This window comes from Microbacterium sp. LBN7 (genome assembly GCF_045690345.1).
Classification (GTDB): domain Bacteria; phylum Actinomycetota; class Actinomycetes; order Actinomycetales; family Microbacteriaceae; genus Microbacterium.
This window is the reverse complement of the sequence record NZ_CP147856.1, coordinates 1,860,382-1,886,427: the sequence shown is the minus strand read 5'-3', so window position 1 is coordinate 1,886,427 and position 26,046 is coordinate 1,860,382. Positions and strand designations below refer to the sequence as shown.

Annotated in this window: 27 protein-coding genes; 16 read left to right on the top strand and 11 right to left on the bottom strand. The window is 69.9% G+C overall.

Features of this window, described 5'->3' with window-relative positions; all coding sequences use genetic code 11:
- Nucleotides 1-75 precede the first annotated feature (75 nt).
- From LBN7_RS09040 to LBN7_RS09020, 5 genes are all read left to right on the top strand, one after another.
- Nucleotides 76-378, top strand: a complete 303-nt coding sequence (locus tag LBN7_RS09040) for a DUF427 domain-containing protein (protein WP_116636259.1) — start codon at nt 76-78, stop codon at nt 376-378.
- Between the two features lie 65 nt (nt 379-443).
- Nucleotides 444-1,307 carry an ATP-binding cassette domain-containing protein gene (locus tag LBN7_RS09035; protein WP_341946846.1) on the top strand — a complete coding sequence of 288 codons (864 nt, stop codon included), beginning with the start codon at nt 444-446 and terminating at the stop codon, nt 1,305-1,307.
- The gene (locus LBN7_RS09030) at nt 1,304-1,984 is read left to right on the top strand and encodes an ABC transporter permease (protein ID WP_407361597.1); all 681 of its coding nucleotides are present in this window, start codon (nt 1,304-1,306) and stop codon (nt 1,982-1,984) included. Before LBN7_RS09035 ends, LBN7_RS09030 begins: the two co-directional genes overlap by 4 nt.
- Nucleotides 1,981-2,715 (top strand): ABC transporter permease, encoded by a 735-nt coding sequence (locus LBN7_RS09025; protein WP_116636306.1) that lies wholly within the window; start codon nt 1,981-1,983, stop codon nt 2,713-2,715. The genes LBN7_RS09030 and LBN7_RS09025 overlap by 4 nt, the downstream gene beginning before the upstream one ends.
- A 60-nt stretch (nt 2,716-2,775) precedes the next feature.
- The gene (locus LBN7_RS09020; protein WP_341946844.1) at nt 2,776-3,699 is read left to right on the top strand and encodes an ABC transporter substrate-binding protein; all 924 of its coding nucleotides are present in this window, start codon (nt 2,776-2,778) and stop codon (nt 3,697-3,699) included.
- A gap of 76 nt (nt 3,700-3,775) precedes the next feature.
- Here LBN7_RS09020 and LBN7_RS09015 read toward each other — a convergent pair whose 3' ends face one another.
- A complete protein-coding gene (locus LBN7_RS09015) occupies nt 3,776-4,960 on the bottom strand; it encodes an AI-2E family transporter (protein ID WP_407361596.1) in 1,185 nt (394 codons plus the stop codon).
- Between the two features lie 62 nt (nt 4,961-5,022).
- On the opposite strand from LBN7_RS09015, the gene LBN7_RS09010 reads away from it, so the two are divergent.
- Both LBN7_RS09010 and LBN7_RS09005 read left to right on the top strand, forming a co-directional pair.
- Entirely contained in the window at nt 5,023-5,322 is a 300-nt protein-coding gene (locus tag LBN7_RS09010) for a chorismate mutase (RefSeq protein WP_116636254.1), read from the top strand.
- A gap of 159 nt (nt 5,323-5,481) precedes the next feature.
- Entirely contained in the window at nt 5,482-6,648 is a 1,167-nt protein-coding gene (locus LBN7_RS09005; protein ID WP_341946841.1) for an ROK family protein, read from the top strand.
- A 21-nt stretch (nt 6,649-6,669) separates the two neighbouring features.
- On the opposite strand, the gene LBN7_RS09000 is transcribed toward LBN7_RS09005, so the two are convergent.
- Nucleotides 6,670-7,518: a phytanoyl-CoA dioxygenase family protein gene (locus LBN7_RS09000; RefSeq protein WP_341946839.1), complete on the bottom strand. Its 849-nt coding sequence runs from the start codon at nt 7,516-7,518 to the stop codon at nt 6,670-6,672.
- 94 nt (nt 7,519-7,612) lie between these two features.
- Between LBN7_RS09000 and LBN7_RS08995 the strand changes: the two genes are divergently transcribed.
- On the top strand, nt 7,613-8,446 hold the full coding sequence (locus LBN7_RS08995; protein ID WP_165808096.1) for an AraC family transcriptional regulator: 834 nt from the start codon (nt 7,613-7,615) through the stop codon (nt 8,444-8,446).
- Nucleotides 8,443-9,288, top strand: coding sequence for a sugar phosphate isomerase/epimerase family protein (locus LBN7_RS08990; protein WP_407361595.1), 846 nt, complete (start codon nt 8,443-8,445; stop codon nt 9,286-9,288). Before LBN7_RS08995 ends, LBN7_RS08990 begins: the two co-directional genes overlap by 4 nt.
- Here LBN7_RS08990 and LBN7_RS08985 read toward each other — a convergent pair.
- The 3 genes from LBN7_RS08985 to LBN7_RS08975 are packed head-to-tail and all read right to left on the bottom strand — an operon-like array spanning nt 9,281 to nt 12,464.
- The gene (locus tag LBN7_RS08985) at nt 9,281-10,207 is read right to left on the bottom strand and encodes a carbohydrate ABC transporter permease (protein WP_341946834.1); all 927 of its coding nucleotides are present in this window, start codon (nt 10,205-10,207) and stop codon (nt 9,281-9,283) included. The two genes, LBN7_RS08990 and LBN7_RS08985, sit on opposite strands and share 8 nt — an antisense overlap.
- A gap of 2 nt (nt 10,208-10,209) precedes the next feature.
- Nucleotides 10,210-11,175: a carbohydrate ABC transporter permease gene (locus LBN7_RS08980; RefSeq protein WP_116636249.1), complete on the bottom strand. Its 966-nt coding sequence runs from the start codon at nt 11,173-11,175 to the stop codon at nt 10,210-10,212.
- Between the two features lie 47 nt (nt 11,176-11,222).
- Entirely contained in the window at nt 11,223-12,464 is a 1,242-nt protein-coding gene (locus tag LBN7_RS08975; RefSeq protein ID WP_116636248.1) for an extracellular solute-binding protein, read from the bottom strand.
- 319 nt (nt 12,465-12,783) lie between these two features.
- On the opposite strand from LBN7_RS08975, the gene LBN7_RS08970 reads away from it, so the two are divergent.
- Genes LBN7_RS08970 through LBN7_RS08950 form a run of 5 tightly spaced genes read left to right on the top strand, consistent with a single transcriptional unit; the run spans nt 12,784 to nt 17,268 of the window.
- The gene (locus LBN7_RS08970) at nt 12,784-13,680 is read left to right on the top strand and encodes a sugar isomerase (protein WP_341946832.1); all 897 of its coding nucleotides are present in this window, start codon (nt 12,784-12,786) and stop codon (nt 13,678-13,680) included.
- Between the two features lie 12 nt (nt 13,681-13,692).
- Nucleotides 13,693-14,685 (top strand): ROK family protein, encoded by a 993-nt coding sequence (locus LBN7_RS08965; protein WP_407361594.1) that lies wholly within the window; start codon nt 13,693-13,695, stop codon nt 14,683-14,685.
- Nucleotides 14,682-15,626: a 1-phosphofructokinase family hexose kinase gene (locus LBN7_RS08960; protein WP_407361593.1), complete on the top strand. Its 945-nt coding sequence runs from the start codon at nt 14,682-14,684 to the stop codon at nt 15,624-15,626. Before LBN7_RS08965 ends, LBN7_RS08960 begins: the two co-directional genes overlap by 4 nt.
- Before the next feature lie 11 nt (nt 15,627-15,637).
- A complete protein-coding gene (locus tag LBN7_RS08955) occupies nt 15,638-16,495 on the top strand; it encodes a class II fructose-bisphosphate aldolase (protein ID WP_407361592.1) in 858 nt (285 codons plus the stop codon).
- Entirely contained in the window at nt 16,492-17,268 is a 777-nt protein-coding gene (locus tag LBN7_RS08950) for a DeoR/GlpR family DNA-binding transcription regulator (RefSeq protein WP_407361591.1), read from the top strand. The genes LBN7_RS08955 and LBN7_RS08950 overlap by 4 nt, the downstream gene beginning before the upstream one ends.
- Before the next feature lie 75 nt (nt 17,269-17,343).
- On the opposite strand, the gene LBN7_RS08945 is transcribed toward LBN7_RS08950, so the two are convergent.
- The 5 genes from LBN7_RS08945 to LBN7_RS08925 form a co-directional block, all read right to left on the bottom strand.
- On the bottom strand, nt 17,344-18,015 hold the full coding sequence (locus LBN7_RS08945; protein ID WP_407361590.1) for a CAP domain-containing protein: 672 nt from the start codon (nt 18,013-18,015) through the stop codon (nt 17,344-17,346).
- A gap of 419 nt (nt 18,016-18,434) precedes the next feature.
- Nucleotides 18,435-20,960, bottom strand: a complete 2,526-nt coding sequence (locus LBN7_RS08940; protein WP_407361589.1) for a CHAT domain-containing protein — start codon at nt 20,958-20,960, stop codon at nt 18,435-18,437.
- Nucleotides 20,961-21,041: 81 nt separating this feature from the next.
- Nucleotides 21,042-22,601 (bottom strand): S8/S53 family peptidase, encoded by a 1,560-nt coding sequence (locus tag LBN7_RS08935; RefSeq protein ID WP_407361588.1) that lies wholly within the window; start codon nt 22,599-22,601, stop codon nt 21,042-21,044.
- A 57-nt stretch (nt 22,602-22,658) separates the two neighbouring features.
- Nucleotides 22,659-23,114, bottom strand: coding sequence for a hypothetical protein (locus LBN7_RS08930; protein WP_407361587.1), 456 nt, complete (start codon nt 23,112-23,114; stop codon nt 22,659-22,661).
- On the bottom strand, nt 23,111-23,737 hold the full coding sequence (locus tag LBN7_RS08925) for an RNA polymerase sigma factor (protein WP_243408968.1): 627 nt from the start codon (nt 23,735-23,737) through the stop codon (nt 23,111-23,113). The genes LBN7_RS08930 and LBN7_RS08925 overlap by 4 nt, the downstream gene beginning before the upstream one ends.
- A gap of 90 nt (nt 23,738-23,827) precedes the next feature.
- Here LBN7_RS08925 and LBN7_RS08920 point away from each other — a divergent pair, with 90 nt between their 5' ends.
- Nucleotides 23,828-24,046, top strand: a complete 219-nt coding sequence (locus tag LBN7_RS08920) for an SCO4848 family membrane protein (protein WP_116636236.1) — start codon at nt 23,828-23,830, stop codon at nt 24,044-24,046.
- Nucleotides 24,047-24,067: 21 nt separating this feature from the next.
- Here LBN7_RS08920 and LBN7_RS08915 read toward each other — a convergent pair whose 3' ends face one another.
- Nucleotides 24,068-25,372, bottom strand: coding sequence for an MFS transporter (locus LBN7_RS08915; RefSeq protein ID WP_407361586.1), 1,305 nt, complete (start codon nt 25,370-25,372; stop codon nt 24,068-24,070).
- A 74-nt stretch (nt 25,373-25,446) separates the two neighbouring features.
- On the opposite strand from LBN7_RS08915, the gene LBN7_RS08910 reads away from it, so the two are divergent.
- Nucleotides 25,447-26,037, top strand: coding sequence for a helix-turn-helix domain-containing protein (locus LBN7_RS08910; protein ID WP_116636234.1), 591 nt, complete (start codon nt 25,447-25,449; stop codon nt 26,035-26,037).
- Nucleotides 26,038-26,046 lie beyond the last annotated feature (9 nt).

Here is a 26,046-nt window from a genome sequence, read left to right as displayed (position 1 = left end):
GGCTCTGCGCGCAACCCCGACCCGAATGTCGCACACGTCTTATACGCTCGAACCCACATCTGAGGAGGCAGGACCATGAAGGCTGTACTCGCAGGAACCGTGATCGCCGAGGCCGACGAGAGCGATCTCGCCCGCATCGAGGGAAACTGGTACTTCCCGCCGGCATCCATCGCGACCGGTGCGCTCGTCGAGAGCCCCACTCCCTACACGTGTCCGTGGAAGGGCGCGGCCCAGTACTACTCGGTGCAGGCCGGAGACCAGCTTCACACCGACTACGCGTGGTCGTACCCGACCCCGTACCCGTCGGCCTTCGACCGCGTCGGCAAGGACTTCTCCGGGTTCGTCGCCTTCGATCCGCGGGTCGAGATCTCCGAATGACGACCGTCTGCCGGCGCCGAGGCGCCGATGCCCGCCTCGTCGATCGACCGTCTGGAAAGTAGCCCATGATCGAGTTCCGCAACGTCACCAAGCAGTTTCCCGACGGCACCGTGGCCGTCAACGACTTCAACCTCGTGCTTCCGTCACGCAAGACCACCGTCTTCGTCGGATCGTCGGGATGCGGCAAGACCACGCTGCTGCGCATGATCAACCGCATGGTCGAGCCGACCTCCGGCGACATCGAGATCGACGGAGAGAACGTGCTCGTCGGCGATCCCGTGCAGCTGCGCCGTCGCATCGGCTACGTCATGCAGAACTCCGGCCTCATGCCGCACTTCTCGGTGATCGACAACGTCGCGACCGTCCTCCGTCTCACCGGCGTCAAGAAGCCCGAGGCGCACAAGCGGGCCCGCGCCCTGCTCGACACCGTCGGCCTCGACCAGGCGCTCGCCGAGCGCTACCCCAGCCAGCTGTCCGGCGGTCAGCAGCAGCGCGTCGGAGTGGCTCGTGGGCTCGCCGCCGACCCGAACATCCTGCTGATGGACGAGCCGTTCGGCGCCGTCGACCCGATCGTCCGCGCCGACCTGCAGCAGGAGACCCTGCGACTGCAGCACGAGCTCGACAAGACGGTCGTCTTCGTCACGCACGACATCGACGAGGCGTTCCTGCTCGGCGACCAGGTGGTCATCCTCGACAAGGGCGCGCGCATCGTGCAGGTGGGCAGCCCGAGCGAGATCATCGAGAATCCTGCCGACGACTTCGTCGCCGCGTTCATCGGCGCTGACCGCGGACGCCGCGCGCTGCACCTCAAGGAGACCCCGCACGGCACCGTCGTCGTCGACTCCGAGGGCCGCACGCAGGGAGCGATCGTGGCAGAGACCGAGACGGATGCCGTCGCCACGACCGCCGGGCAGGACGGACTGTCGTGAACTGGGTCACCGACAACCTCGGCCTGATCTTCGAGCTGACGCTGGTGCATCTGCGCCAGAGCATCGTGCCGATCGTGCTCGGCTTCGTGCTCTCGCTCCCGCTCGGCTGGGTCGCGTGGCGGTACCGGCTCGTGCGGGGTCCGATCATCGTGCTCACGGGTCTGCTCTACACGATCCCGTCGCTGGCCCTGCTGATCCTGCTGCCTGCCACGCTCGGCTACTCCGCGATCAGCGAGACCAACCTCGTGATCGCGCTGACGATCTACGCGGTGGCGATCCTGGTCCGCGCGGTCGCCGACGGCCTCGACTCGGTCGACGACGGCGTCCGCCAGGCGGCCACCGCCACCGGCTTCGCGCCGTTCCGCCGCTTCTGGGCGGTCGAGTTCCCGCTGGCGGGCCCCGTGATCCTCGCGGGGCTGCGGGTCGCCGCCGTCAGCACGATCTCGCTCGCCACCGTCGGCATCCTGATCGGCGTGACGAACCTCGGCTACCTGTTCACGAACGGGCTCGAGCGTCGCATCATCGCCGAGGTCTTCGCCGGCGTCGTCGCGGTCGTGATCATCGCGCTCGTGATCGACCTGATCCTGCTGCTGCTCGGACGCGCTCTGATGCCGTGGACGACGGCGACGAGTCGCGTCTCCGCGAGCCGCACCGTTCCCGTGAGGGCAGCCGCATGAATCTCTTCGCGGACGCCATCGCGTGGATGCTCGCCCCGGCGCAGTGGACCGGGAACTACGCCCTGCCCAAGCTCCTCGGCGAGCACCTCGCGCTCACTGCGATCTCGGTGCTGATCGCCGCGATCATCGCCCTGCCGCTCGGCTGGCTGATCGGTCACACCGGCCGCGGCCGCGAGATCGCCGTCGCGGTGTCGGGAGCCGCGCGTGCCATTCCCGCGTTCGGTCTCATGGTGCTCCTGGTCCTCCTCCTCGGAGTGCTCCGAGTGCCGGAGGCTGCCATCACGACGTTCGTGCTGCTCGCGATCCCGTCGCTCCTCGCCGGTGCCTACACGGGCCTCGAGGCGATCGACCGCCGCGTGATCGATGCGGCGCGGGCCATGGGCATGACCGAGTGGCAGATCTTCTGGAAGGTCGAGGTGCCCCTCGGTCTTCCCCTGCTCGTCGGCGGCATCCGCTCGGCGCTGCTGCAGGTCATCGCGACCGTCACGATCGCCGCCTACGTCAATCTCGGCGGGCTCGGCTGGCCGATCATCCAGGGCATCCCGCTGCGTCGCTTCGATCAGGTCCTCGGTGGCGCGCTCATCGTCGCCGTGCTCGCGCTGCTCGTCGACCTGCTGCTCGCCGCCGCGCAGCATGCCGCCGTCCCGCGCGGGCTCCGCACCGGTCGCCCGGCTCGCCGCCGCACCCGTCCGCTCACGCCGGCCCCCGCGCCGGCGGCATCCACCGCCTGATCTCTCCGTCCCGCTTTCACAGCACCAGAAGAAGAAGTCCCAGAGAAGAAGAGGAAGTCCATGTTCACAGCACGAGGCAAGCGCTCCGTCCTCGCCGTCGGCCTGGTGGCCGCGGCGACACTCGCCCTGTCCGCCTGCGGCGGCAACCCGCTCGACGAGCCGTCGAGCGACGCCGGATCCGGGTCGGGCGACTCCGAGACGATCGTCGTCGGCTCGCAGGGGTACTACTCCAACGAGATCATCGCCGAGATCTACGCCCAGGCGCTCGAGGGCGCCGGGTTCACCGTCGAGAAGAAGCTCAACATCGGCCAGCGCGACGCGTACATGCCCGAGGTCGAGTCCGGCGAGATCGACGTCTTCCCCGAGTACACCGGCAGCCTGCTGGAGTACCTCTCCGAAGACGACGTCGACGTCACCTCGCCGGAAGACGTCTACTCGGCCCTCACCGAGACGCTGCCCGAGGGCCTGACCGCGCTCGACTACGCTGAGGCATCCGACCAGGACACCTACACGGTGCTCAAGAGCTTCGCCGAGGCGAACAACCTCAAGACGATCGAAGACCTCAAGAACGTGACCTCGCAGGTCACGATCGGCGCCCCGCCGGAGTTCGAGCAGCGTCCGTACAACCCGGCTGCCGCCAAGGAGGTCTACGGCGTCGACCTGGCGTTCTCGGCCACCGGTCCGACCACGCTCGAGTCGCTCCTCGCCGGCGAGATCCAGGTGGCCGACATCTACACCGCCGACCCGGCGTTCGAGACCGAGGACATCGTCGCGCTCGAAGACCCGAAGAACCTCATCATCTCGTCGAACGTCGTGCCGATCGTCGCGAGCGACATCGCCGACAAGGTGTCCGAGGTGCTCAACGCGATCAGCGCGAAGCTGACCGCCGAGGAGCTCGTGTCGCTCAACGTGCTCAGCACGGTCGAGCAGCAGTCGTCGGCCGACATCGCGAAGAAGTGGCTCGAGGACAACGACCTCGTCTGAGCCCCCTCGTTCCGGAAGCGCCCGGGCCCGTTGCTGATTCCTGCAGCGGGTCCGGGCGCTTCTGCGTGCGGCTCGGCTAGACCCTGGCGTCCTGGCGCGGAACCCAGACCTGCTTGATGATGATCAGGATGGATGCCGTGACCGGCACGGCCACGAGTGCGCCGAGCAGCCCGAGCAGTGTGCCGCCGGCGAGGGCGCCGATGACGACGAGCGAGCCGGGGATCGAGATCGCGCGGTTCATGACGCGCGGCGTGATGACGTAGGCCTCGATCTGCATGTAGATGAGATAGACGATCGCGAAGATCAGTGCGCCGATTGGGTTCGTGAACAGCGCGATGCCGGTGCCGATGATCCAGAACATCACGGAGCCGACGAGCGGGATCAGCGTGATGCAGAAGGCGACGGTCGCCATCAGCGGCGGGAACGGCAGACCGAGGAAGAAGTAGAGCAGGAACGCGAGCAGCGCGTTGAAGAACGCGAGCACGACCATCCCCATGACGTACCCGCCGACCGAGTCGGTGATCTGGTCGGTGATGTCGCCGGCCCTGGCGCGGTCGCGGGCGGGCACGAGGCGCAGGAGGCTCGTCTTGATCCCGGCGAGGCTCGCCAGGAAGTAGAGGGTCAGCACGATGACGATGATCGTGCCGGAGATGCCGGTGGCGATCGACGCGCCGACCTTCAGCGCACCGCCGCCGATGGTGGCCAGGTTCCCGAAGTCCGACAGGAACTTCTGCACCTCGGCCACCAGGTCCTGGAACTGCTCGCCGAACTGACGCTCCAGGGTGGCGTAGAGATCGCTCCGGGCGAACTCCTGGACCATGCCGGGCACCGAGCGGACGAAGCTCGCGATCTGGTCGACGACGATCGGGATGACCATCCACAGCAGGAGCGCGAACACCACGATGAGCCCGAGGGTCACGACGAGGACCGCGATGGCCCGGGACAGGCCGCGTCGCTCGAGCATGCGCACCGCGGGGTCGAGGCCGAGGGCCGCGAAGAGGGCGAGTGCGATGTAGATGAGGACCGTCGAGAGGCTCGTGAGGGCCAGGCCCAGCACGAAGGCCCCGAGGCCGCCGAGCGTCACGAGGAAGCCGAAGACGAAGGGGCGATCGATGCGGGTCCAGAACGATCCGCGCGGCGCCATCGGCTCGACGACGGGACGCGGCACGGTCTCGGTCCTCTGTCGGCCGGGAGCATCGGACGAGGTCTCGGATGCCGCGTCGTCGGTGGGTGCGGAGGCCGGCGACTCTTCGTTGCTCATGTGCTCACGATAGCGGTGAGCGTCGTCGGATCACGGGCGTTCGGCGGCTCTAGAGTAGGGGCATGACAGCCGCTGAGGACCCGAAGGCCGAACTGCTCCGACTTCGCGCCAGCATCGACAACATCGACGCCGCGCTGATCTTCATGCTGGCCGAGCGCTTCCGCGCCACCCAGCAGGTCGGGCATCTCAAGGCCGAGCACGAGATGCCCGCATCCGATCCGAATCGTGAGGAGCAGCAGGTCGCTCGCCTTCGCGCACTCGCGGAAGAGGCTCATCTCGACCCGGAGTTCGCGGAGAAGTGGTTCAACTTCGTGGTGGCGGAGGTAATCCGCCATCACACCGAGGCGGCCGAGGGGCGCTGAGAGAAGTGCCGGACGGGCGACGGTGTGTGCAGCACTCGCCCGTCCGGAGCTGGGGGAGGCCTTTCGGCCAACTAAGTTCAATGAATAAACTTACGGAGAGACTACGGATCGGCGCCCGATCTGTCAACACCTCGCACGCGAGTGCCTGAACGGAACCCCATGCTCAACACGGATGACGCCCTCGACACCCAGGCATCGGTCCGGCGCGCCAACCTGAGAAGGGCGCTGCAGCTGGTCTTCCGGAACCCCGGCGTGCAGACCAGGGCCGGGATCGCACGGGCCACGGGGCTGACCGCGGCCACCGCATCGTCGCTGGTCGCCGAGCTGCTCGAGAACCGTCTCATCGTCGAGGGCGAGCAGGCAGCGAGCACCGGAGGGAAGCGGGCGACGACCCTCAGCATCGACGCGAGCCACCACCTGATCCTCGTCATCGTGATCCAGCCCCGCCATGCGCACGTCGCGCTCGTCGCCCTCGACGGCACGGAGGTCGACGTCCGACGCGTGACGTACTCGGCGGAGGACCGCGACCGCGTTCTCGATGAGGCCCTGGCCGACATCGCCACCGAGTTCGGCGACCGCCTGCTCGCCGCCGGCGTGCAGCTGCCGGGCACGACGGACGGGCGCTCCGTGCTGGAGAGCGTGCAGTTGAAGTGGCAGGACGTGCCGCTGGCCGACCGATTCGAGCGCCTTCTGAAGGCTCCGGTCCTGCTGGTCAACGACGTCGATGCCGAGGCCATCGCCGAGGCGGGGCGCGAGGAGTCCCCCGCGGGCTACCGGCTCTTCATCCACATCGGCGGGGGGATCGGCGCCGCGGTGACCCTCGACGGCGAGCTCGCTCCGGGGCCGCGCGACCGGGCCGGTGAGATCGGCCATGTGCAGGTGGTGTTCGGTGACGCGGCGCGCGACTGCAGCTGCGGCCGACGCGGGTGCCTCGAGTCGGCATCCGCCATGGGGGCGATGCTCGGCGAGGGCTTCTCCGACGCCATGGATGCGGCGGAGATCGCGGTGCTCGCTGCCCGCGCCGATGCGCGGCAGCTGGACGACGGCGCCCGCGCCCTCGCTCGCGCCGTCAAGCTCATCAGCGCACTCCTCGATCCGACGGAAGTGGTGATCGGGGGGCCCGCCACCGTCCTCGGGCCGCGATTCCTCGAGCGCGTCCGCAGCGAGACGGACTACTCGTCACGAGGAACCGCGCAGGTGCCCATCCGCTACGCCGATCCGCGCGTCGCGCTCTCCGCCGGCGCGGCTCAGGCCGCGTTGACCGCGGCGCTCGGGGTGCGCTGGAGTCCGGAGCAGCTGCTCGCGGCATCCGCTCCCGCGTCCTGACGCGCGACCGCCGACGTCCCGTCAGAGACCGTCGTCGTCGGACCAGTGCTCCTGCCACCGCCAGTCGATGGGGTCGGAGACACGCTGATAGCGGATGTCGGTCGACAGGCGGATGCGGTGATCCGGATCGACGTTGTCCGTAGAGGCATGCACGATGTGGGCCGAGTGCACCATGACATCGCCCGCACGATAGTCGTTGATCAGCCATCGGGCTTCGTACTCGTCGGCCAGGCCCGGCAGGTCGGCCGTGATCGAGGCGGCCGGCATCTTCAGCGTTCCGGCGCGCTCCTGCGCCATCACACGATGGTGGCTTCCCTCGAGGTAGGCGAGGCCGCCGTTCGCGACCGTGCAGTCACCGAGCGGGATCCACATCGACAGCACGCGGTCGGTGCCCTCGCGCAGGTAGACGAGGTCGTAGTGCGCCTGGGTGGCGGTGCCGATGCCCGTCTCGCCGGGCCGGGTGTGGCGGATGATGCGACGCTTGTGGAGATGCACGTCGTCGCCCAGGAACCACTGGAACCATCCGCGGATCGTCGGATGCGCGGTGAGCGCGGCATATCGGTCGCCCGGAACGACGTCCTCGAAGAGCACGCGGCGGGTCAGGGCGAGGTCGACGTCGTCGTGCGAGTCGATCCCGTCACGATCACCCCCGGGCCGCACGAGACCGGTCGGTGCGAGCTTTCCGAAGTAGTAGGCCCGGAAGTCGCGGACGAGCTCGGGGTCGAGGTGATCGCTGAGGTAGAGGTACCCGTCGCGGCGGAGGCGCTCCCACAGGGCATCCTTGTCGTCGCGCAGCGCCGTCGGCACGGCCTCGAGGCGACCCAATCGCTCCGGTCTCTCGTCGAGCACATAGCCGTTGGACGTGATCATGACCCCATTCTCGCCGCGGCTAGGACGATCCGTCCATGGACTTCCCTTCTCAACGCTTGTATTTTCGCGCCCTCCCGGACACACTTGGACGATCATGGACAACTGGGCGATCTACGCGAATCCCGCCCGCGGGCTCACCGACGTCACGGTCGCCTGCCTCGGCGCGGGGGAGTACGGCGGAAGTCACGAGGGCTTCCGCGGTCGTCGTCTGCGCTCCCATGCGGTCGTCGTGATCAGCGAGGGGAGCGGCTGGTACTCGAGCCCGCTCACGGGAGATGTCAGGGTCGAGGCTCCCGCCCTCATCTGGCTGTTCCCCGGTGTCGCGCACGGCTACGGGCCGCATCGCTCCGGATGGACGGAGCACTGGATCCTGTTCTCCGGCGCCGCCACCCGTGCGCTCGACGAGCTGGGGGCGTGGCGGCGCGCGGTCCCCGTGGTGGCGCTCGACCGCACACCCGACGACCTGACGACGACGTTCGATCGTCTGCGGGACGAGCTCGCGGACAGCGGCTCGATCGGCGCGCTCCGGGCATCGGCGGTGAGCTACGCCTGGATCGTCGCACTCGCGACCTCGACGATGCGGGACGCCGCCCCCGACCTCATCGATGCGTTCACGCGCGGTGCCACCCGTCAGATCTCGATGGAGACCCGCGCGCACGAACTGGGGATGGGGGTCTCCCAGCTGCGGTCCGCCACGGTGGCGGCGACCGGTCTGACTCCGCTGCAGCTGCTCATCGAATCGCGGCTCGCGCGCGCCCAGTCGCTGCTCGTCGAGACCGACCTCGAGGTGAGCGTGATCGCACAGCAGGTCGGATTCGACGATCCCTCCTACTTCTCGCGGCAGTTCACACAGCGCCGGGGGAGCTCGCCGAGTCTGTTCCGCCGCGAGCAGCGCCGGATGCCCACGCTGACGGATGACCGGCTGTGAGGGCGGCAGCGCCGCTGGTGCTCATGACGGACTGGGTGTTCGCCGCCCCGGCCGATGTCCTCGTCGCCCGCGCCATCGAGCAGGGCTACGACGGTGTCGAGGTCTGGTGGCCGCACGACCTCGAGGGGCAGCGACGTCTCGGCACGGCCGTCGCGGGCACCGGTGCCGAGCTCTCCCTCCTCGTCGGCAGCGCGCATCCCGAGCCGACGGCCCACATCGCCGAGATCGAGCGACAGCTGCAGGAGGTCTCGCAGAGCGGACTCACCCCGCTGCACGTCACGCTGCACGCGGGTCGGGATCACTGGAGCGACGCCGATCAGGACCGCCTCGCGGAGCGGGTCGTGGAGAGTCGCGCCGCCACCGGGCTCGACGTCCTCGTCGAGCTGCACCGATCACGGATGCTGTATGCGGCGCACGCCGCGCGACGCATCCTCGAACGCCACCCCGGTCTCCGGGTGACTTTCGACGTCTCGCACTGGCTGGTGGTCGCGGAGTCGATGCTCGCGGATCAGCCGGCCGCGGTCGAGCTCGCGATCGCTCGCGCGGACCACGTCCATGCGCGCATCGGTCATCCTCAAGGGCCGCAGGTGAACGATCCGGAAGCCGAGGAGTGGCGCGACGTCGTCGAGCAGCACCTGCGATGGTGGGATCTCATCGTGCACAGGCTGCGCGGCGAAGGCCGCCCCGTCACGTTCCTCGCGGAGTTCGGCCCCGTCGACTACGCCCCCAGCACGCCGGGGTCGCGCCGCCCGCTCCGCGATCCCGAATCGTCGAATCGCTGGATGCAGCGCGTCCTCCGCGACCGCTATCGCCCGGAGGCCGCCTCCGAGCGCCCTATTTGACGCTGCCGGCGGTGAGGCCGCCGACGAGGCGCTTCTCGATGAGCATGAAGAGGATGACGACGGGGAGGATGGCGACGATGGAGACGCCGAACACGTACTGCCAGCTGGTCTCGTACTGACCGACGAACTTCGTCAGTGCGACGGAGAGCGGCTGGTTCTTGTCGGTGGACAGGATCACCAGGGAGGCCGCGAACTCGTTCCAGCAGGCGACGAACGTGAACACGATCGCGGTGACGATGCCGGGCCAGACGAGGGGCAGGTTGATCTTGAACAGGACGGTGAAGCGTCCCGCGCCGTCGATCTGCGCGGCTTCGTCGACCTCTTTGGGGATGCCGGCGAAGAAGGAGTGCATGATCCAGACGGCGAACGAGAGGTTGAATGCGGCGTTGATGAAGATCATCGCCGCCCAGGTGTCGCCGAGTCCGAGGGTCGTGAACTGGCGGAACAGGCCCGAGGTCAGCACGGCCGGCTGCAGCATCTGGGTCACGATCACGAGGAACAGGAACACCATGCGGCCGGGGAACTTGAATCGTGCCGTGTAGTACGCGGCGGGGAGGGAGACGAGCAGCACGAGCAGGGTCGCGAACACGGCGATGATGATCGTCGAGATGAGGTTGTACGGCAGTGGCGTCTCGGGCGTCGACCACATCGTGAGGTAGTTCTCCCAGTGCCATTCGGTCGGGAGGTAGGTGGGGTCGACGGAGCGGATCTGGGGCTTCGTCTTCACGGAGCCTGCGAACATGATCAGGTACGGGAGGACGAAGATCGCGAGGACGAGGAACCCGGCGGCGGTGCGGAGGATGACGCGCGGGAGGGTGACCTGGTCTTCGGTGTAGCGGCGTTTGCGACCGTTCAGCGGGGGAAGGGGGCGTCCGCCGCGGCCGGTGGTGGTGACGAGTTCGGTCTCGGTCACGGTCATGATCAGACCTCCTTCATGGGCTTGACGACCTTCACGTAGATCGCGACGATCACGATCACGATGAGGAAGGCGACGACGGAGAGCGCGCTGGCGACGTCGACCTTCTTCTGCAGCTCGATGTACTTGAAGATCATCGTCATTATCGTGTCGGCCCCGTAGCCGGGGATGGACCCGGTCATCACCTTGAGGATCGGCAGCGAGTTGAACACGTTGATGATGTTGATGAGGATCGCGACCGCGAGGGCGCTGCGCAGCTGCGGGAGGATGATCGACCAGTACGTGCGGACGGGACCGGCGCCGTCCATCTTCGCGGCCTCGATCGCGTCGGCGGGCACGGACTGGAGCCCGGCGAGGATCGTGTACGTCGTGAACGGCAACGACACGAAGATCGCGATCACGATCGACCAGGCGAACGCGGTGGCGGGGTTCTTGGTCCACCCGTATCCGACCGCGTCGTCCGAGAGGCCGATGTCGTAGAGGAACTTGTTGAACACCCCGAAGTACGGCTCGAGGCTGTAGTAGAACACCATGGTCGTCATCACGACGGATGCCGCCCAGGGCACGATCACGGCCATGCGGACGATCTGACGTCCCGGGAACGCCTTGTTCAGGATCTGCGCGAGACCGAGCGAGATCACGACGGTGAACGCGACGACCGAGACGACCCAGATGATCGTGCGGCCGAGGATCGGCCAGAACTCCGCGAACGCGAACACGGTCGCGAAGTTGTCGAACCCGACCGAGCCCTTGTCGAGGCCCGAGAGGGAGATGTCGCGCGTGGAGTTGAAGAACATCACGCCGGCGGGGAAGAACACCACGCCGACGATCAGCAGCAGCGCGGGCGCGATCCAGGGCAGCGCCTGGACGAGGTCCTTGCCGCGCGACGTGCGCCGTGAGACGGCGCCCGGAGTGCGGGGGCGACCGGTGGCCGCCCCCGCGAGGTTCGAGGACTCTGTTGTCTGGCTCATGGGAATACCCGAACCTCTCCGTCGTTCGATGGCAGTGTTCAGCGGGCTCAGCCCGCGTCGACCTGCGCCTGGATCTCGGTCAGGACATCCTGAGCCGGCTTGGACTGCAGCTGACCGAACAGCGACTTGAAAGCGCCGTCGGCAGCGGACCACTGGGCGTTCGTCGACGGGTAGAACTTGGCGTCGGGCAGCACGTCGAGGAACGGCTTGAGGGCCTCCTCGCCGGACAGCTGCTCGGAGCCGGACTTCGTGACGGGCAGGAAGCCCTCGGCCTGCACCCACGGCACGTAGACGTCAGCGGAGTAGAAGTAGTCGAAGAACTTCGTGATCGCCTCGGCCTTGTCGCCGTCGTTCTGGAACGCCATCAGCTGGTCCATGACTCCGAGCGTGAACGGCGAGCCGTCCTTGGTCGGGATCGGGACGATGGAGTAGTCCAGGTCGGGGTTGCCCTCTTCGATCTGGCCGACCGTCGGCGGCAGGCCGACCTGCATGCCGATCTTGCCCTGGATGAAGATGTCCATCAGCGGCGAGCGCTGCGTCGAGCCGGGGTCGGCCTGCGTCGCACCGGCGTCGATCATCTTCTTGATCTGCTCGGCACCGACGAGGTTCTCCGGGGTGTCGATCGTGATCTCGGACGCGTCACCGAACGAGCCGCCGCCGCCCCACAGCCACACGGCCGCCTCGGCCTGCGCCTCTTCGGATCCGAGCGGCATGCCGTAGCCGGCGACACCGCCGCCGAGGGCGGAGACCTTGGTCGCGGCGTCGAGCAGCGAGTCCCAGTCGGTCGGCGCCGTCGCGCCCGCCTGTGCGAGCAGCGTGTTGTTGACGAACAGGGCGCGAGCCGAGGCGATCAGCGGCAGGGCGTACGCGGTGCCGTCGACCTCGGCGTTCTTGATGAACGAGTCCTGGAAGTCGGCGAAGGTGTCCTCGGACACCACGTCCTCGACCGGGTACAGCAGCTCATCGCCGACGAAGCCGGCGAACGGACCGCCGTTGTAGATGTCCGGCGCCTCGCCGGCCTGGATCTTCGTCGAGACGACCTTCTCGAGGTTGTCCCACGACTGGAGCTCGAGCTTGACCTTGATGTCGGGGTTGGCCTTCTCGAACCCTTCGATCACGGTCTCCCAGTTCGCCTTCGTCCCGTCGGAGTAGCTGGGGACGAGGAGATCGATGGTGTTCGCGTCGTCTCCGCCGCCGTCTCCGGCCGAACCGCCGAACCCGCACGAAGCGAGCGAGAGCGTGGCGACGGCCGCAATGGCGGCGGCGCCGAACCGCAGTGACTTCTTCATGTGTATTGCATTCCTCACTGTGAGTGTCCGCTCCGGATGCGGAGGCCGTGTCCGGACGGGGTGTGGTGCACAGTCGCAAGCACGATCACGCGACAGTGCGTGGTGATCGCTTCGCCGGGGCAGCTGCGATCGTTCAAGCCGAGGCTCGGAGTTCGACGGCAGGATCGCCGTCAGGGTGGTGGAACTTGTTCGATTATTTGTCAAGGGAACAAACAAATCAAGAGAAACCTGATCTTGATGTTCCTGATCGTCATACTATGATCGAATCAAGCCCTAAACAATCACAACTATGCAACAACCGCCCGAGAAAGGCACCCCGATGACCGAATCGCTGCCCGGCGCACACATGCGCGAAGAGCTCCACTCGCAGCCCCAGACCTGGGCGACCGCCGCCGACCTCAAGGCCGAGCAGGGTCTGCTTCCCGCCTCCGGGGCCCGCGTCGCCGTCGTCGGATGCGGCACCTCGTGGTTCATGGCGCAGTCCTACGCCGCCCTGCGCGAGACCTCCGGTCAGGGCGAGACCGACGCCTTCGCCGCCTCCGAGGCCTTCGTCGATCGGGGGTACGACGCCGTCGTCGCCCTCACCCGCTCCGGCACCACCACCGAGGTGCTCGAGCTCGTCGAGCGCATCAAGGGGCGCATCCCGACCATCGGCGTGATCGGCGACCCGACTTCGCCGCTCGTGTCGATGGTCGATGAGGCCGTCCTGCTGCCGTTCGCCGACGAGACCTCGGTCGTGCAGACCCGCTTCGCGACGACGGCGCTCGCCCTGTTCCGCGCCTCTCTCGGCGAAGACCTCACCGCGGCGATCGCCGACGCGGCCTCGGTACTGGCCGACACCGACGACGAAGCTCTCCGCGATGCCGAGCAGTACACGTTCCTCGGTCGCGGCTGGGCGACCGGTCTCGCGCACGAGGCCGCGCTGAAGCTGCGGGAATCCTCGCAGTCGTGGACCGAGTCCTACCCCTCGATGGACTACCGTCACGGTCCGATCGCGATCGCCGCTCCCGGCCGCGTGACCTGGCACTTCGGCGCTGCTCCCGAGGGACTCGCCGCACAGGTGACGGCGACCGGGGCACGGTTCGAGCACCGTGCGATCGACCCCATGGCCGACCTCGTGCGTCTGCACCGCCTCGCTCTCGACCGGGCCGTCGCCCGCGGCCTCGACCCCGATCAGCCCCGCAACCTCACCCGATCCGTCATCCTGGATGCATGAGCGGATCCATCCATGACCGGACCTGACGGCGCAGCATCCGTCGCCGACGTCGAGCGCGACGCTGCGGGCGAGAGACTCGCCGCCGTGCGGACGCTGGGCGCGGGTTCTCCCGTGCTGGCGTTCGACGTCGGCGGCACCGACATCAAGTCCGCGCTGTTCGATGCGGAGGGCAACGCGCTCGGGCTGCGGCGCACGCCGACCCCCGTCGCCGAGGGAGACCGCACCGACGTGCTCCTCGAGCGCCTCGAGGTGCTGGCGGGCGAACTCCGCGCCGCGCACCCCGATGTCGTGCCGATGGCGGCGGGTCTGGTCGTTCCGGGGATCGTGGATGCGGATGCCGGACTCGGCGTGTTCGCCAGCAACCTGGGGTGGCACGACTCCCCGCTGCGCGATCTCGCCACCGCCCGACTCGGGCTGCCGGTCGCCTTCGACCATGACGTGCGTGCCGCGAGCTGGGCCGAACGCCGGCTCGGCGGTGCCCGCGACTACGCCGACGCGGTCGTGCTCGTGATCGGAACGGGGATCGCCGGCGCTCTGCTCGTCGGCGGGGTGCCCTACACCGCCGGCGGGTACGCGGGCGAGATCGGCCACTCGCCGATCGCCGACGGGCCGATCTGCGCGTGCGGGGCCCGCGGCTGCCTCGAGGCGGTGGCCTCTGCCGGAGCGATCGCGCGACGGTACCGCGATGCGACGGGTGTGGTTCCCGACGGTGCGAAGGACGTCATCGCCCGTGCCGCCGCCGGTGACGAGGTCGCCGCCGAGATCTGGAACTCGGCGCTCGACGCGCTGACCATGTCGCTCGCACAGCTCACGGCCGTCGTCGCCCCCGAGGCTGTCGTCATCGGCGGGGGGCTCTCACGCGCCGGCGGCGCGCTGTTCGACGAGCTGCGCGATCGGCTCGCGGCGCGATTGAGCTTCCACCGCATCCCGGAACTGGTTCCGGCCGAGCTCTCGGGCAACGCGGGGCTCCTCGGCGCCGCGCTGCGTGCGAGGGAGCTCACGTGATCCTGACGGTGACCCCGAACCCGGCGCTCGACCTCACCTGGCGCGTCGATCGGCTCGTCGAGGGCGGCACGCATCGCGCGGATGCCGGCATCGCCCGGGCGGGCGGCAAGGGCCTGAACGTGGCGCGGGTCGCGCACGCGGAAGGCGAGCAGGTGCTCGCGGTCACGACGATCGGCGGGCGCATCGGCGACGAGTTCGCTGCCGAGCTCGGCGCGAGCGGCGTCCCGCATGCGCTCGTCCCGGTCGCCGCCGAGACCCGCCGCAGCATCGCGGTGGTCGACGAGACGCTCGGCGACACGACCATCGTCAACGAGCGCGGCGTGAACCCCACCGACGTCGAGTGGGCGGCGGTGCTCGCCGAGGTCGTCGAGCGGCTGCCCAGCGCGCGAGTGCTCGTGGTCTCCGGAAGCCTGCCGCCCGGCGCGCCCGACCCGCTGCTCCCCATGCTGATCGCGGTCGGGAAGGATGCCGGTGTGCCGGTGATCGCCGACACGTCCGGTCCTGCGCTCCTGCGCGCCGCGGATGCCGGCGCGACCGTGCTCAAGCCGAACGCGGCCGAGCTCGCGGAGGCCACCGGCATCGCCGACCCGGTCGAGGGCGCGCGATCGCTGATCGACCGCGGCACCGGACTGGTGCTGCTGTCTCTCGGTGCCGACGGGATGCTCGCCGTCACGGCATCCGAGCTCGTGCACGCCCGTCTCGACGAGCCGCTGGCCGGCAACCCCACGGGTGCCGGCGATGCCGGGGTGGCAGCCTGCGCCGTGCTGTACGCCGGCGGGGTCCGCGACCCCGAGCAGATCCTCCGTCGGGCCACGGCGTGGTCGGCCGCGGCCGTGCTGATGCCCCTCGCCGGCGACATCTCCCCGCACTGGACCGCGCTCGAGCAGCAGCTCCGCATCTCCCGCCCCGATCCCTCGTCGTTCCGGCCCGCATCGTCCTGAAAGGACCCTTCGTGACCCTCGTCTCCGCCCGCGATCTCGTCTCCGCGGCATCCGCCGCCGGCACCGGCATCGGTGCGTTCAACGTCATCCACCTCGAGACCGCCGAAGGTCTCGTGAGCGCGTCGGCGCTCGCGCAGCTTCCGGTGATCCTGCAGATCTCGCAGAACTGCGCCGACTACCACGGCGGGCTCGAGCCGGTCGCGCTGGCCGCGCTCGCGATCGCCCGGCGCGCGCAGACGGCGGTCGCGGTGCATCTGGATCACGCCGAGCGTCCGGAGCTCGTCGACGAGGCGATCGCCCTCGGGTTCGGCTCCGTGATGTTCGACGGCGGTGCGCTCCCCTACGACGAGAACGTGGCGCTCACGGCGGAGGTCGCGGCCCGGGCGCATGCGGCCGGCGTCTACGTGGAGGGCGAGCTCGGCGAGGTCGGGGGCAAGGATGGAGCGCATGCGCCCGGTGTCCGGACCGACCCCGATGAGGCGCAGGCCTTCGTCGCCGCGACCGGCGTCGACGCCCTGGCCGTCGCCGTGGGCTCCTCGCACGCCATGACCGACCGCACCGCCTCGCTCGATCTCGATCTGATCGCCCGGCTGCGCGCCGCTCTGCCCGTGCCGCTGGTGCTGCACGGGTCGTCGGGTGTGGCGGATGCCGTGATCGCCGCCGCGGTGCGCGCGGGGATGACGAAGATCAACGTCTCCACGCATCTCAACGGATTCTTCACGCGCGCGATCCGCGAGAAGCTGGCCGCCGACGAGCGGCTGGTCGACTCGCGGAAGTACCTCGCGCCTGCGCGCGACGCCCTCGCCGCCGAGGCCGCGCGGATGCTGCGTCTCTTCGCGCTGACCGGGAGCGATACGGTGGCGGGATGAAGAGGGCGGCGCGGCTCAACGCGATCCTCGATCTGCTCGCCGAAGCCGGCGAGGTCACGATCGATGAGCTCGTGGACCGGTTCGGGGCGTCGGCAGCGACCACGCGGCGCGACCTCGACAGTCTCGCCGAGCAGCGGCTGCTCACCCGCACGCACGGCGGTGCGGTCGCGCAGACCGTCGCGTACGAGCTGCCCATCCGCTACAAGAGCCACCTGCGCGCCCATGAGAAGGCGAGCATCGCACAGGCCGCCGCCGCGCTCGTCGCACCGGGAACCGTCGTCGGGTTGTCGGGCGGCACCACGACCACCGCGATCGCGGCGGCTCTCGCCGCCCGTGACGATCTCGCGGCGAACGGCGGCATCACCGTCGTCACGAATGCCGTGAACATCGCCGCGCAGCTCGCCACGCGCCCCGACATCAAGGTCGTGGTGACCGGCGGGGTGATCCACTCGCGCAGCTACGAGCTCGTCGGTCCCTTCGTCGAACAGCTGCTGCGGGGTGTGCGCCTCGACATCGCCTTCATCGGGGTCAACGGGATGGATGCCGACGCCGGAGCCACCACGCAGGATGAGCGCGAGGCCGCCGTGAACCGGATGATGGCCGAGCGCGCGCGCCGCGCCGTCGTCGTCACCGACGGCAGCAAGCTCGGTGTCGTGGCGTTCGCCGCCGTGGGCGGGGTGGATCTGTTCCCCACCGTGATCACGGATTCCGGAGCGGATGCCGACGTCGTCGACGCCCTTCGAGAAGCGGGCCACGAGGTCCTGCTCGCCTGAGCTCTCGCGCGACAAAGGCCCGAGGCCGCGTGGCCCCGGACCCTCGTCACGCATTCCTGAGAAGAGCTGCGACCGTCAGGAGCGGCCGAACACCTGCGTCCAGTAGATGCCGTACGAGCCGCCGTGGCCGATGCCGACTCCCATCGTCGTGCTGCCGCAGTTCAGGATGTTGGACCGGTGCCCTTCGCTGTTCATCCAGCTCGACATCACGTCCTGCGCCGTGCTCTGACCCGCCGCGATGTTCTCGCCGCTTCCGTCGGAGTAGCCGGCCGCCTCGAGGCGATCCCACGGGGAGCGGCCGTCGAGCGACGTGTGACTGAAGTACCCCTGATCCGCCATGTCCTGGCTGTGTGCGCGCGCGGCCTCCCCGAGGACGGGATTGGCCGTGACCGGCGCGCAGCCGGCCGCGGCGCGTTCGACGTTGACCAGGCGCAGCACCTCGGCCGCTGCGGCGGAATCGGCATCCGTCGCCACCGGAACCGGCGCCGGTGCCGGTGCCGGTGCGGGTTCGGGCACGGGTGCGGGCTCAGGGGCCGGTGCCGGTGCGGGCTCCGGGACAGGGGTGGGTGCCGCCGTCGGTATCGGCGTCGGTTTCGGTGCCTGGGTCGGTGCGGGCTCCGGGGTGTGCGTGGGCTGAGCCGTCGGCGCTGCCGTCGGTTCGGCGGAGTGCGCCGCTGCCGGCGTCGCGACGGTCTGGGTCAGGGAGTAGTGACCGCAGAAGGTGGTGATCACGAGGAGAGCGCTCACGACGCTCCACCACGTGCTGTGACGACGAGCATGATCCGTCAGTCGTTGGAAAAACATGGAACCTCCATGCCGGCGCAGTATGCGTGTAGACGTAGGCGGGGATATGTGTCCGGGGGTGCGCCGACCTTTTTACCCTAGGTGCAACAACGCGCGTGACGAAGAACTGTGAAGTTTCCGGGGCGCACCCCGAGGGCCTCGGCGTCCCCAGATCGCCGAGGCCCTGCGAGAGCACCGCGGCCTCCCAGCCGCGGCGCTCCCAGAGCAGAGGGTGTCGTGTCGGATCCGCGCTCCCCAGCGAGCGGATGTCCCCAGCCGACTGCGCCTCCTCGCACCTCACACCTTCGAGGTCCTTCGCATGGCACCTTCTGAAAGACAGGAGCGCCCCGCATCTGTTCTGATACATCGAATGGAGAAAAAGGTCAGAATCCGTTCCCGTGGCACTGGAACGGCGCTCGCAGGCCGGTAGAGTCGGATGCCGTGGCCAGCGCGACCGCGGGAGCATCGCCCGCGGCGATCCCGGCATGCAGGGCGCCGAGCAGCTCGCAGGCGACGTCGTCGGGCACGGCCACCGGGGCGGCGATCACGCACTCCGCCCCCGCGTGCAGCCAGACCCGCGTCATCCCGAGGGCTTCCTCGCCCCACCGGATCGATGAGCGGCCGAGCTCGCACGCCGAGAGGATGACCGTGCTCGGCACGCGGGGGATGAGGTCGACGTCGTAGCCGAACAGCGTGCCGTCGGTCAGCTCGAAGCCGGAGAACAGCGGGTTGTCGACGGCGTGCCGACCGTGGGCGGCGATGTGCAGCAGGTCGACCTCGGCGGCGAGGGCTGTCACGGCGGCGACCGTCGCGTCGGGTCCCTCGAGGATCCCCGTGGCGTCCGCAGGCCAGGCGCCCGCCGCCCGACGCACCTCCTCGCCCGCACGAGGAACCCGCGGACCCGCCGCGAAGCCGACCTGCGCCGAGCGGGCACCGCGACCGAGCGCACGCAATTCAGCAAGAACTTGCTCGCCATCGCCCGTCGGGGCGGATTCCGGGAGTCGGACGCGAGTTCGGACTGAATCGTGAACGGCCCGCCAGCGTGACACCGACGTCGCCAGCGTGAAGGCGACGCCGGCCATGCCGGGCAGCATCGCCCAGGGCACGCCGCCCAGCGCGCCGGGTACCGTGATCACGAGCTTGTCGGCGTCCACGGCGGCACCGCGCGCGGGGGCGAGGAGCTCGGCGTCGAGCAGCCGCAGCCGTGCCGCGAGCGCCCGTTCGGTCACCGGACCCATCACGCCGCCGCGCGTGAGTGCGGCCATGTCGAGGTCGGCGCGCAGCCCGTCGAGCGCGGCGCGTACGCGCGGCCAGGAGAGGCCGACGACCGTCGCCCCGGATGCCGTCACCACGACGGCGAGCAGATCGGTGCCCGTGAACACGTACGAGAGCACGGCGGTGTCGCCGGAGAGCGAGGCCGTCGCGTCGGCCAGCCCGAGACGGTCGCGGGTGCCGCCGGACCCCGTCGTCGCCCATTGCCGCTCGCGAACGCGATCGCGCAGACTCCGCACTCTGGCGTCAGTCGTCCAGTCCTGGCCGGCGAGCTCGGCGCGCAGCATCCGCAGTTCCGCGAGGTCGACCGCGAGATCCTCCTCGTGCGGCGGGCGCACCGGCGCGACCTGCTGGCTGAGGTGCCGCGCCCGCTCCGACCACTCGAACAGCACCGCTGGATCGCCGAGGCGTGCGGCGGCGGAGAGCCCCGCGAACATCAGGTCGCTCCCGTGCATCGCGATCGATGCCTGCAGGTCGAGCGCGCCGAACGACCGCTGCCATGCCGTGAGCAGGTCGAGACCCTCGGCCGCGGCACGGAGCGCATCCCGGTCGCGCCCCGCTGCGGCGGCCCGAGCCGCCCGCACCTCGTGGGCGTGCAGGCGCAGGGGGGTCGGCGCCGCGGGGTCGACCCGCGGCATCCGTCCTGTCCCGTCCCGTCGCGCGCTGAGTCGGAGTCCTGCAGCCTCGGTGCGGAATCCGCTGCGCTCCAGCGTCTTCGCGACGCGCACGAACTCCGCGGCGCCGGGAGGCTTCCGGGGCCGTGCCCGCTGCTGCGCCTCGAGCCGCACGGCCTCGGCGCGCGCGGCCCACGCGTGGTTGTCCAGCGCCGTGAAGCGTCGCAGGGCCGTGCGCGCGGCCCGCTCCGCGGCGGCCGGGTCGTGGCGCAGGAGCGACCGCGCGCGATGGAACTCCGCCTCTCCTCGCGCCTGGCGCATGCGCTGCGCCCCGAACTCGCGGGCGACCTGCGCGAGCAGCGTCTCGGCCTCGGTCGTGAGGCCGGCGTCTCGGAGCACCTCGGCGCGGTCGAGGTCGCTGATCGCCGCGGCGAGATCGCTGGTCGCAGCGAGGGTCGGACGGGAGCGTGTCATGAGGGTCAGCGCGGTGACGAGGTCTCCGCCGAGCAGGGCCGCATAGCCGAGGTTGTGTCGCGCTTCGGCGAGGGGCTCCGCCGCATCGGCGGCTTCGTACACGGCGACCGCGCGTCGGAGGTCGGCGGTGCACGCGTCGAGCTCGTGCCGCTGCATCCGGACCACAGAGCGGTTCATCAGGCAGTTGGCGAGCTCGATCGTCTCGGCGCCGACGGCCGTGAGTGCGTGGATCGCCTGCGTGAGCATGGTCTCGGCCTCTTCCAGCCGACCGGCGTGCGAGAGGAGGGTGCCGAGCTGACCGCTGAGCACCGTGATCGTCCCGGTGGTCAGGCCCGGGCGGGCGAGCGCCGCGCGACACAGCTGCTCGGCCGCGGCCGGCTCACCGGTCTGGCCGAGCACGTACGCGATCGTCCCGTCGATCCGGGCCCGCAGATCGGGGTCGTCCGTGCGCGCGGAGGCCGCGTCGAGCGCACGCCGCGCCTGCGTGAAACGTCGGGCGTTCGCCGCTTCGACGCCGCGCCGGTGCAGCTCGCTCGCGGACAGGGGCATCCGTCCAGGATGCCGTGCGCCGAGGTTCGGCGGAAGAGCGCGGGCGCCCTGCGTACCCCACGCCGAGCGGATGCCGCGGCGTCAGTCCCGATCGACCGGGGCGGGGAGGCTCTTGAGCACGGCCGCCACGGCCGCGGCGGCGGCATCCGTCTTCACTCCTTCGACGGGCACGGTGCCGAGCTGCGCTGCGATGCGCCCGGCGACGTACGGGGCGGCGAACGAGGTGCCGCTCCACACCGCGAAGCCCCCGCGGTAGTCGTCCGGATCGAGAGTCTCGCGGCGGAGACCGTCGAGGTCGGCCCTCGAGGTCGCCTGTTCGCCGCCGACGAAGGCGGGGGACGTGCTCACCACGGCCGCCCCCGGGGCATAGGTCTGCACCCACGGGCCGACGTTGGAGAACAGGGCGACCGACTGCGCCGACGGGTTGAGCGCACCGACCGAGACGTGCGGCGCCGCGTCGTCGGGACGGATGCCGTTGTCGGATCCGGGCCACGGCCAGAGGGACGCGGGGAACGACGGACGGTCGATCGCGTCGTTGCCCGCCGAGCACACGACCACGCAGCCGAGCGCGCGGGCTGTCGCCAGCAGTGCGTACAGCGTCATGCTGAAGAGTCCGTCGGTCGGGGTCTCGTGGTAGTACCCGAGCGAGAGGTTGAGCACGTCGATCGGGAAGCCCGTGCTCGGATCCGCGCGATGCCGGCGCAGCAGCTCGACGACCTGGGAGACGGCGATCAGCAGGGCGCTCTCATCGATCACGCCGAGGGCTCCGGCGACGCGCACCGAGAGGATGTCGGCATCCGGCGCCGCCTGCCGGACGATGCCCGCGATGAACGTGCCGTGACCCGAGACGGCATCGATCTCGCCGTCGAGCTGACCGTACAGATCGGGGTAGCGCTCCGGATCGGCGTCATCGGTCAGGCCGACGGGCACGCCGTCGAGCTCGACCTGACGGGTGACGATGTCGGCGGGCAGCCAGGCGTGCTCACCGCAGCCGGTGTCGAGCACCGCGACGACCGGTCGCCGACCGCGCTTCGGGTCGGGCCCGCGCTGCGGAGCCGGTCCCAGCCAGCTGACCGGCTGCCGTGCCCCGCGACCGGGCTCGAGGTAGTCGTCGCTGCCGCCCGCTCCGGCGCCGCGGATCGGGTTGGTGCGCGTGAACGGGTTCGTCCGCGTGAACGGGTTGGTGCGCGTGAAGGGGTTGAGCCCGACCGGGTCGATCGACAGCACGTGCTCGAGGCTCGTGCGCGGCATCGTCGAGCGCGACATGCGTCGCGCGCGCTGCAGCACCCGCCAGGCGTCGGGTGCGACGGGCGATTCACCTCGGCCCGGCTCGTCGGGTGTCGTCAGGTACGCGCGCCGGAATCCGGGTACACCGGGGACGAGATCGACGGTCCTCCGCGCCTCGGATTCGATCTCGAGGTGCCAGCCGAACGTGTCGGCGGCATCGCGGAGCGTGCGCACCTCCTGGTCGTACGCCTCCTGATCGTCATCGGTCCGCGTGATCAGCAGCCGCTGCGGCAGATAGGCGGTGGGGAACGCGCGGATGCCGTCGACGGGCTCGAGGCTCGGGTCGAGGGCCGTGCCGCGACGCACCGACCCCTCCGCGCGGTCCTGCCAGGTCCATCCCTTGGGCTGCTCCATGGATCATCCTCTCCGTGCGGGTCGCCCCGCGGTGTCATCGACGGGCAGCGCCCGTGCTCACAGCTCGAACTGCGGGGTCGCCAGCGTGCGCGTCGCGTCGCCCTCGCCCGTCGTCAGTCGCACGCGGGTGAGACCGGGCGGCACCTCGTCGAACACGAAGCGCCCGGTCTCGGCGGGTGACGTCGACACCGACCTCTCCCCCTGGGTCAGGACGATCTCGGCGGTGGCCGTATCGACCCAGCCGTCGACCCTCCGTCGCCCCGTCGCCGTCGTCGTGACGTGCAGCAGGATGCTGGTGGTGCCGTCGCTGAACTGCAGGGTGAGGGCATCCGCGTCTCCGCGCACGGCGCCGAGCTCACCCTCGACCAGGGTGAGGAGCGCGTACTCGCGGGTGAGGCCGTCGGCGGCGACCGCGGCCACCATGCGGTCGATCAGATCGGCGGGCATCGGGTCGACCTCGCGCCAGAGCGTGCGCAGGCGGGCGAAGACCTCGGCGTCCTCGTGGTCGCTCATGGGAGTCCTCCCGTCTTCGGCGTCGGAGGTGCGTCCAGCAGGGCGCGCAGCTTGGCGAGGCAGCGGTTGCGGGTCGGTCCGATGCTGCCGACCGGCATCCCGAGGTCCGCCGCGATCCGTGCGTAGTCAGGCCGGTCGTCGAACGCGATCACGCGCAACAGCCGCTGGCAGCGTTCCGCGAGGCGCTGCACCGCCGACCAGAGCCGGCGGTTCTCGTCGCCGGTGGCCGCGTGCTCCTCGGCGGACGCCTGCTCGGGGAGCAGGGCATCGAGGTCATCGGCATCCGTCGTGTCCACGCGACCGTGCGCCTTGCCGACCTTCCAGGCCTCGCGTCGCGCCGTGGTGGTGAGCCAGGCCGACACCGCCCGCGGGTCCGCGATCGAGCCGTGCCCGCGCACCAGCTGCAGCCAGGTGGTCTGCACGGCGTCTTCGGCGAGCGTGCGCTCGAGCCCGTAGGCGCGCACGACGTGCCAGAGCACGGGCGTCATCAGACGCACGAGCTCGTCCATCGCGTGACCGTCGCCCTCGCGCCATGCGTCGAACAGGTCTGCGGCTCGCTCCCAGCGTGCAGGGCCGCCGCCCGATGCAGGATCGAGAGCGGCGCCGGGTGCACCGTCGATCATGAAGCCCATTGTGATCACACCTACCAGGAGCACGGCAAGAGCATCCTGATACATGTCCGCGTCCAAGAATTCCGTCGCTACGGTGGAGGAGTGATCCCCCTCGCCATCGTGCTCTTCCTCAACGCCGCCTTCAACGCGATCGTGTGGCCGCAGTTCTACAAGCGGGTCGCGAGAGATCCGCGTGCGCGCGACGAGAACGGCAAGGCGACGACGTTCCTCACGGTGCACGTCGTGCTCATCTCGATCGCCCTCGTGCTCGCGCTGGTCTCGGTGCTGCTCGGCATCGCGGCCCTCACCGGCGCGCTCTGACCGGATCGCGACCGAGGCCCGTCAGGCCGATTCGTACTGCTTCGCGTGCGCGGCCCACTGCGACTCGACGGGCAGCGCGCGCAGCGCCCGGTTGCCCAGGGCGAGGGCGACCGCGACGAGGCAGAGCCCTGCGCAGATGAGGAGCGTCCACTCCCGTCCGAGCCAGCTGAGGCCGAAGCCGGCGATGAGCGGCGCGAGCGGCAGGGCGCCCATGCCGAGCACGCCGGCGGCGCTGTTCGCCCGCCCGAGCAGGTGGGTCGGCGTCGCGACCATGAAGTAACCCATCATCCCGGCGTTCAGAGCGGGGAGCATCAGCACCGCCGCTCCCAGCACCACGACGATCGCCCAGGGTTCGGTGACCATCGAGAGGACGACGGAACCTGCTGCCGCGGACGACAGCCCGATGATCGCCAGGACCCCGGCCCGCACCCGGGGCACGAGCAGCGGCGCGACGACAGCGCCGGCGAGCATGGCCGCGCCGACTGCCGCGGTCATCCCGCCGATCAGGAGCTCCGGATATCCCTCCTGCTGCAGGGAGTAGATGACCGTCGTGGTCGCCGCGTTGAATCCGAGGTTGATGATCGTGATGATGAGCAGCACGCCGCCGAGGTCGGGGCGGGACATCAGCCACCCGAAGCCCTCGCGCAGCTCGGCCCAGGCGTTCGGTTTCGCCTTCGCCGTTTCCGCGCTCGCGGAGGGATCGCTCTCGGCTCCGGCATCCACGATCCCGGCGCGGCGCGCCTCGCGGCCGAGCATCCAGGCGGTGACGGCGGCGACCAGGTGACAGAGGGTCATCGCGACCCCGACCAGCCACCCGCCGACGCCGAGCAGGAGTCCGCCGATCGGGCCGCCGGCCAGTTGCAGCGCGGCATCCCGGCCCTGATTCGCGGCCTGCGCGCGTCCCATCGCCTCGTCCGGCACGATCTCCTTGATCGCGCTCTCGCCGGCGACGTCGAACAGCCCGCTGCGCGCGGCGAGCAGGATGTCGATGACCAGCAGGGAGCCGAAGGTGAGCGCATCGCCGAGGGCGAGGAGCGTGAAGCCGCCGGCGAGCACGATGCCGATCAGCGACCCGAGGATCATGAGGGCGATACGGCGGTGACGGTCGGCGAGGATGCCGCCGGCGAGGGTCATGAGGAGTCGGGCGACCATGCCCGCTCCGCCGATGATGCCGGCCTGCGCGGGGTCGTTCGTCACGATGAGCGCGAGCAGGGGGATCGCGAAGCCGAAGAGGGACGCGGCGAGGCCCTTGCTCGTATCGCTCACGAGCCACGTGAGATAGCGGCGGTTGCGCCAGAGGCGGTGTGGGGCGCTCGTCGTGCTCATGATCCGAGGATAGATGTGCAAGAACACTTGCGCAAGTTTAATTGCGCAAGTTTGGGTGCAGGTATGATCGGGACATGGCGGCGGATGCGGTGACGGGATCGGACGAGGATCCGCAGTGGATGACCTCGGCGATGCTGAAGGCGTACTCCCATCCGCTGCGGCGCCGCATCCTGCGACTGATCGCCCGCCGCGAGTTCATCCGCGCGGCCGATGCCGCGGCCGAGCTCGCTGTTCCGGCGAACAGCGTGAGCTTCCACCTGCGCACCCTCGCGGATGCCGGCCTCATCGAGGAGGCGCCGGAGAAGGCGCGCGACCGCCGCGACCGGGTGTGGACCGCTCGGAAGGGGGCGCTCAACGTCGGCGGCCCGGAGAGCCCCGTCGCCGACGAAGCCCTGGGCACCGCGGTGATCGCGGCGCTCGCCGACGATCATCAGGAACTGATCCGGCGCGTGATCGCCTGGACGCCCGAGTATGTCGCCGGCCGGACGACTGAGATCCATGCCGCGTTCACACAGCGCACGATCCGACTCACCGAGGCGGAGTTCGACGACGTCATGGTGAAGATCCACGAGGTACTGTCGGCCGCCGACGAGGCGCACGACGACGAGGATCCGGACGGGCGGTTCTGGCAGATGGACCTGATCGCGGCAGACGACACGATCTAGCGGCTTCTC

Coding starts and splice junctions, on each gene's coding strand:
- LBN7_RS09040 (WP_116636259.1), top strand. CDS start 76: ATGAAGGCTGTACTCGCAGGAACCGTGATCGCCGAGGCCGACGAGAGC.
- LBN7_RS09035 (WP_341946846.1), top strand. CDS start 444: ATGATCGAGTTCCGCAACGTCACCAAGCAGTTTCCCGACGGCACCGTG.
- LBN7_RS09025 (WP_116636306.1), top strand. CDS start 1,981: ATGAATCTCTTCGCGGACGCCATCGCGTGGATGCTCGCCCCGGCGCAG.
- LBN7_RS09020 (WP_341946844.1), top strand. CDS start 2,776: ATGTTCACAGCACGAGGCAAGCGCTCCGTCCTCGCCGTCGGCCTGGTG.
- LBN7_RS09015 (WP_407361596.1), bottom strand. CDS start 4,960: ATGAGCAACGAAGAGTCGCCGGCCTCCGCACCCACCGACGACGCGGCA.
- LBN7_RS09010 (WP_116636254.1), top strand. CDS start 5,023: ATGACAGCCGCTGAGGACCCGAAGGCCGAACTGCTCCGACTTCGCGCC.
- LBN7_RS09005 (WP_341946841.1), top strand. CDS start 5,482: ATGCTCAACACGGATGACGCCCTCGACACCCAGGCATCGGTCCGGCGC.
- LBN7_RS09000 (WP_341946839.1), bottom strand. CDS start 7,518: ATGATCACGTCCAACGGCTATGTGCTCGACGAGAGACCGGAGCGATTG.
- LBN7_RS08995 (WP_165808096.1), top strand. CDS start 7,613: ATGGACAACTGGGCGATCTACGCGAATCCCGCCCGCGGGCTCACCGAC.
- LBN7_RS08985 (WP_341946834.1), bottom strand. CDS start 10,207: ATGACCGTGACCGAGACCGAACTCGTCACCACCACCGGCCGCGGCGGA.
- LBN7_RS08980 (WP_116636249.1), bottom strand. CDS start 11,175: ATGAGCCAGACAACAGAGTCCTCGAACCTCGCGGGGGCGGCCACCGGT.
- LBN7_RS08975 (WP_116636248.1), bottom strand. CDS start 12,464: ATGAAGAAGTCACTGCGGTTCGGCGCCGCCGCCATTGCGGCCGTCGCC.
- LBN7_RS08970 (WP_341946832.1), top strand. CDS start 12,784: ATGACCGAATCGCTGCCCGGCGCACACATGCGCGAAGAGCTCCACTCG.
- LBN7_RS08965 (WP_407361594.1), top strand. CDS start 13,693: ATGACCGGACCTGACGGCGCAGCATCCGTCGCCGACGTCGAGCGCGAC.
- LBN7_RS08950 (WP_407361591.1), top strand. CDS start 16,492: ATGAAGAGGGCGGCGCGGCTCAACGCGATCCTCGATCTGCTCGCCGAA.
- LBN7_RS08940 (WP_407361589.1), bottom strand. CDS start 20,960: ATGCCCCTGTCCGCGAGCGAGCTGCACCGGCGCGGCGTCGAAGCGGCG.
- LBN7_RS08935 (WP_407361588.1), bottom strand. CDS start 22,601: ATGGAGCAGCCCAAGGGATGGACCTGGCAGGACCGCGCGGAGGGGTCG.
- LBN7_RS08930 (WP_407361587.1), bottom strand. CDS start 23,114: ATGAGCGACCACGAGGACGCCGAGGTCTTCGCCCGCCTGCGCACGCTC.
- LBN7_RS08925 (WP_243408968.1), bottom strand. CDS start 23,737: ATGATCGACGGTGCACCCGGCGCCGCTCTCGATCCTGCATCGGGCGGC.
- LBN7_RS08915 (WP_407361586.1), bottom strand. CDS start 25,372: ATGAGCACGACGAGCGCCCCACACCGCCTCTGGCGCAACCGCCGCTAT.
- LBN7_RS08910 (WP_116636234.1), top strand. CDS start 25,447: ATGGCGGCGGATGCGGTGACGGGATCGGACGAGGATCCGCAGTGGATG.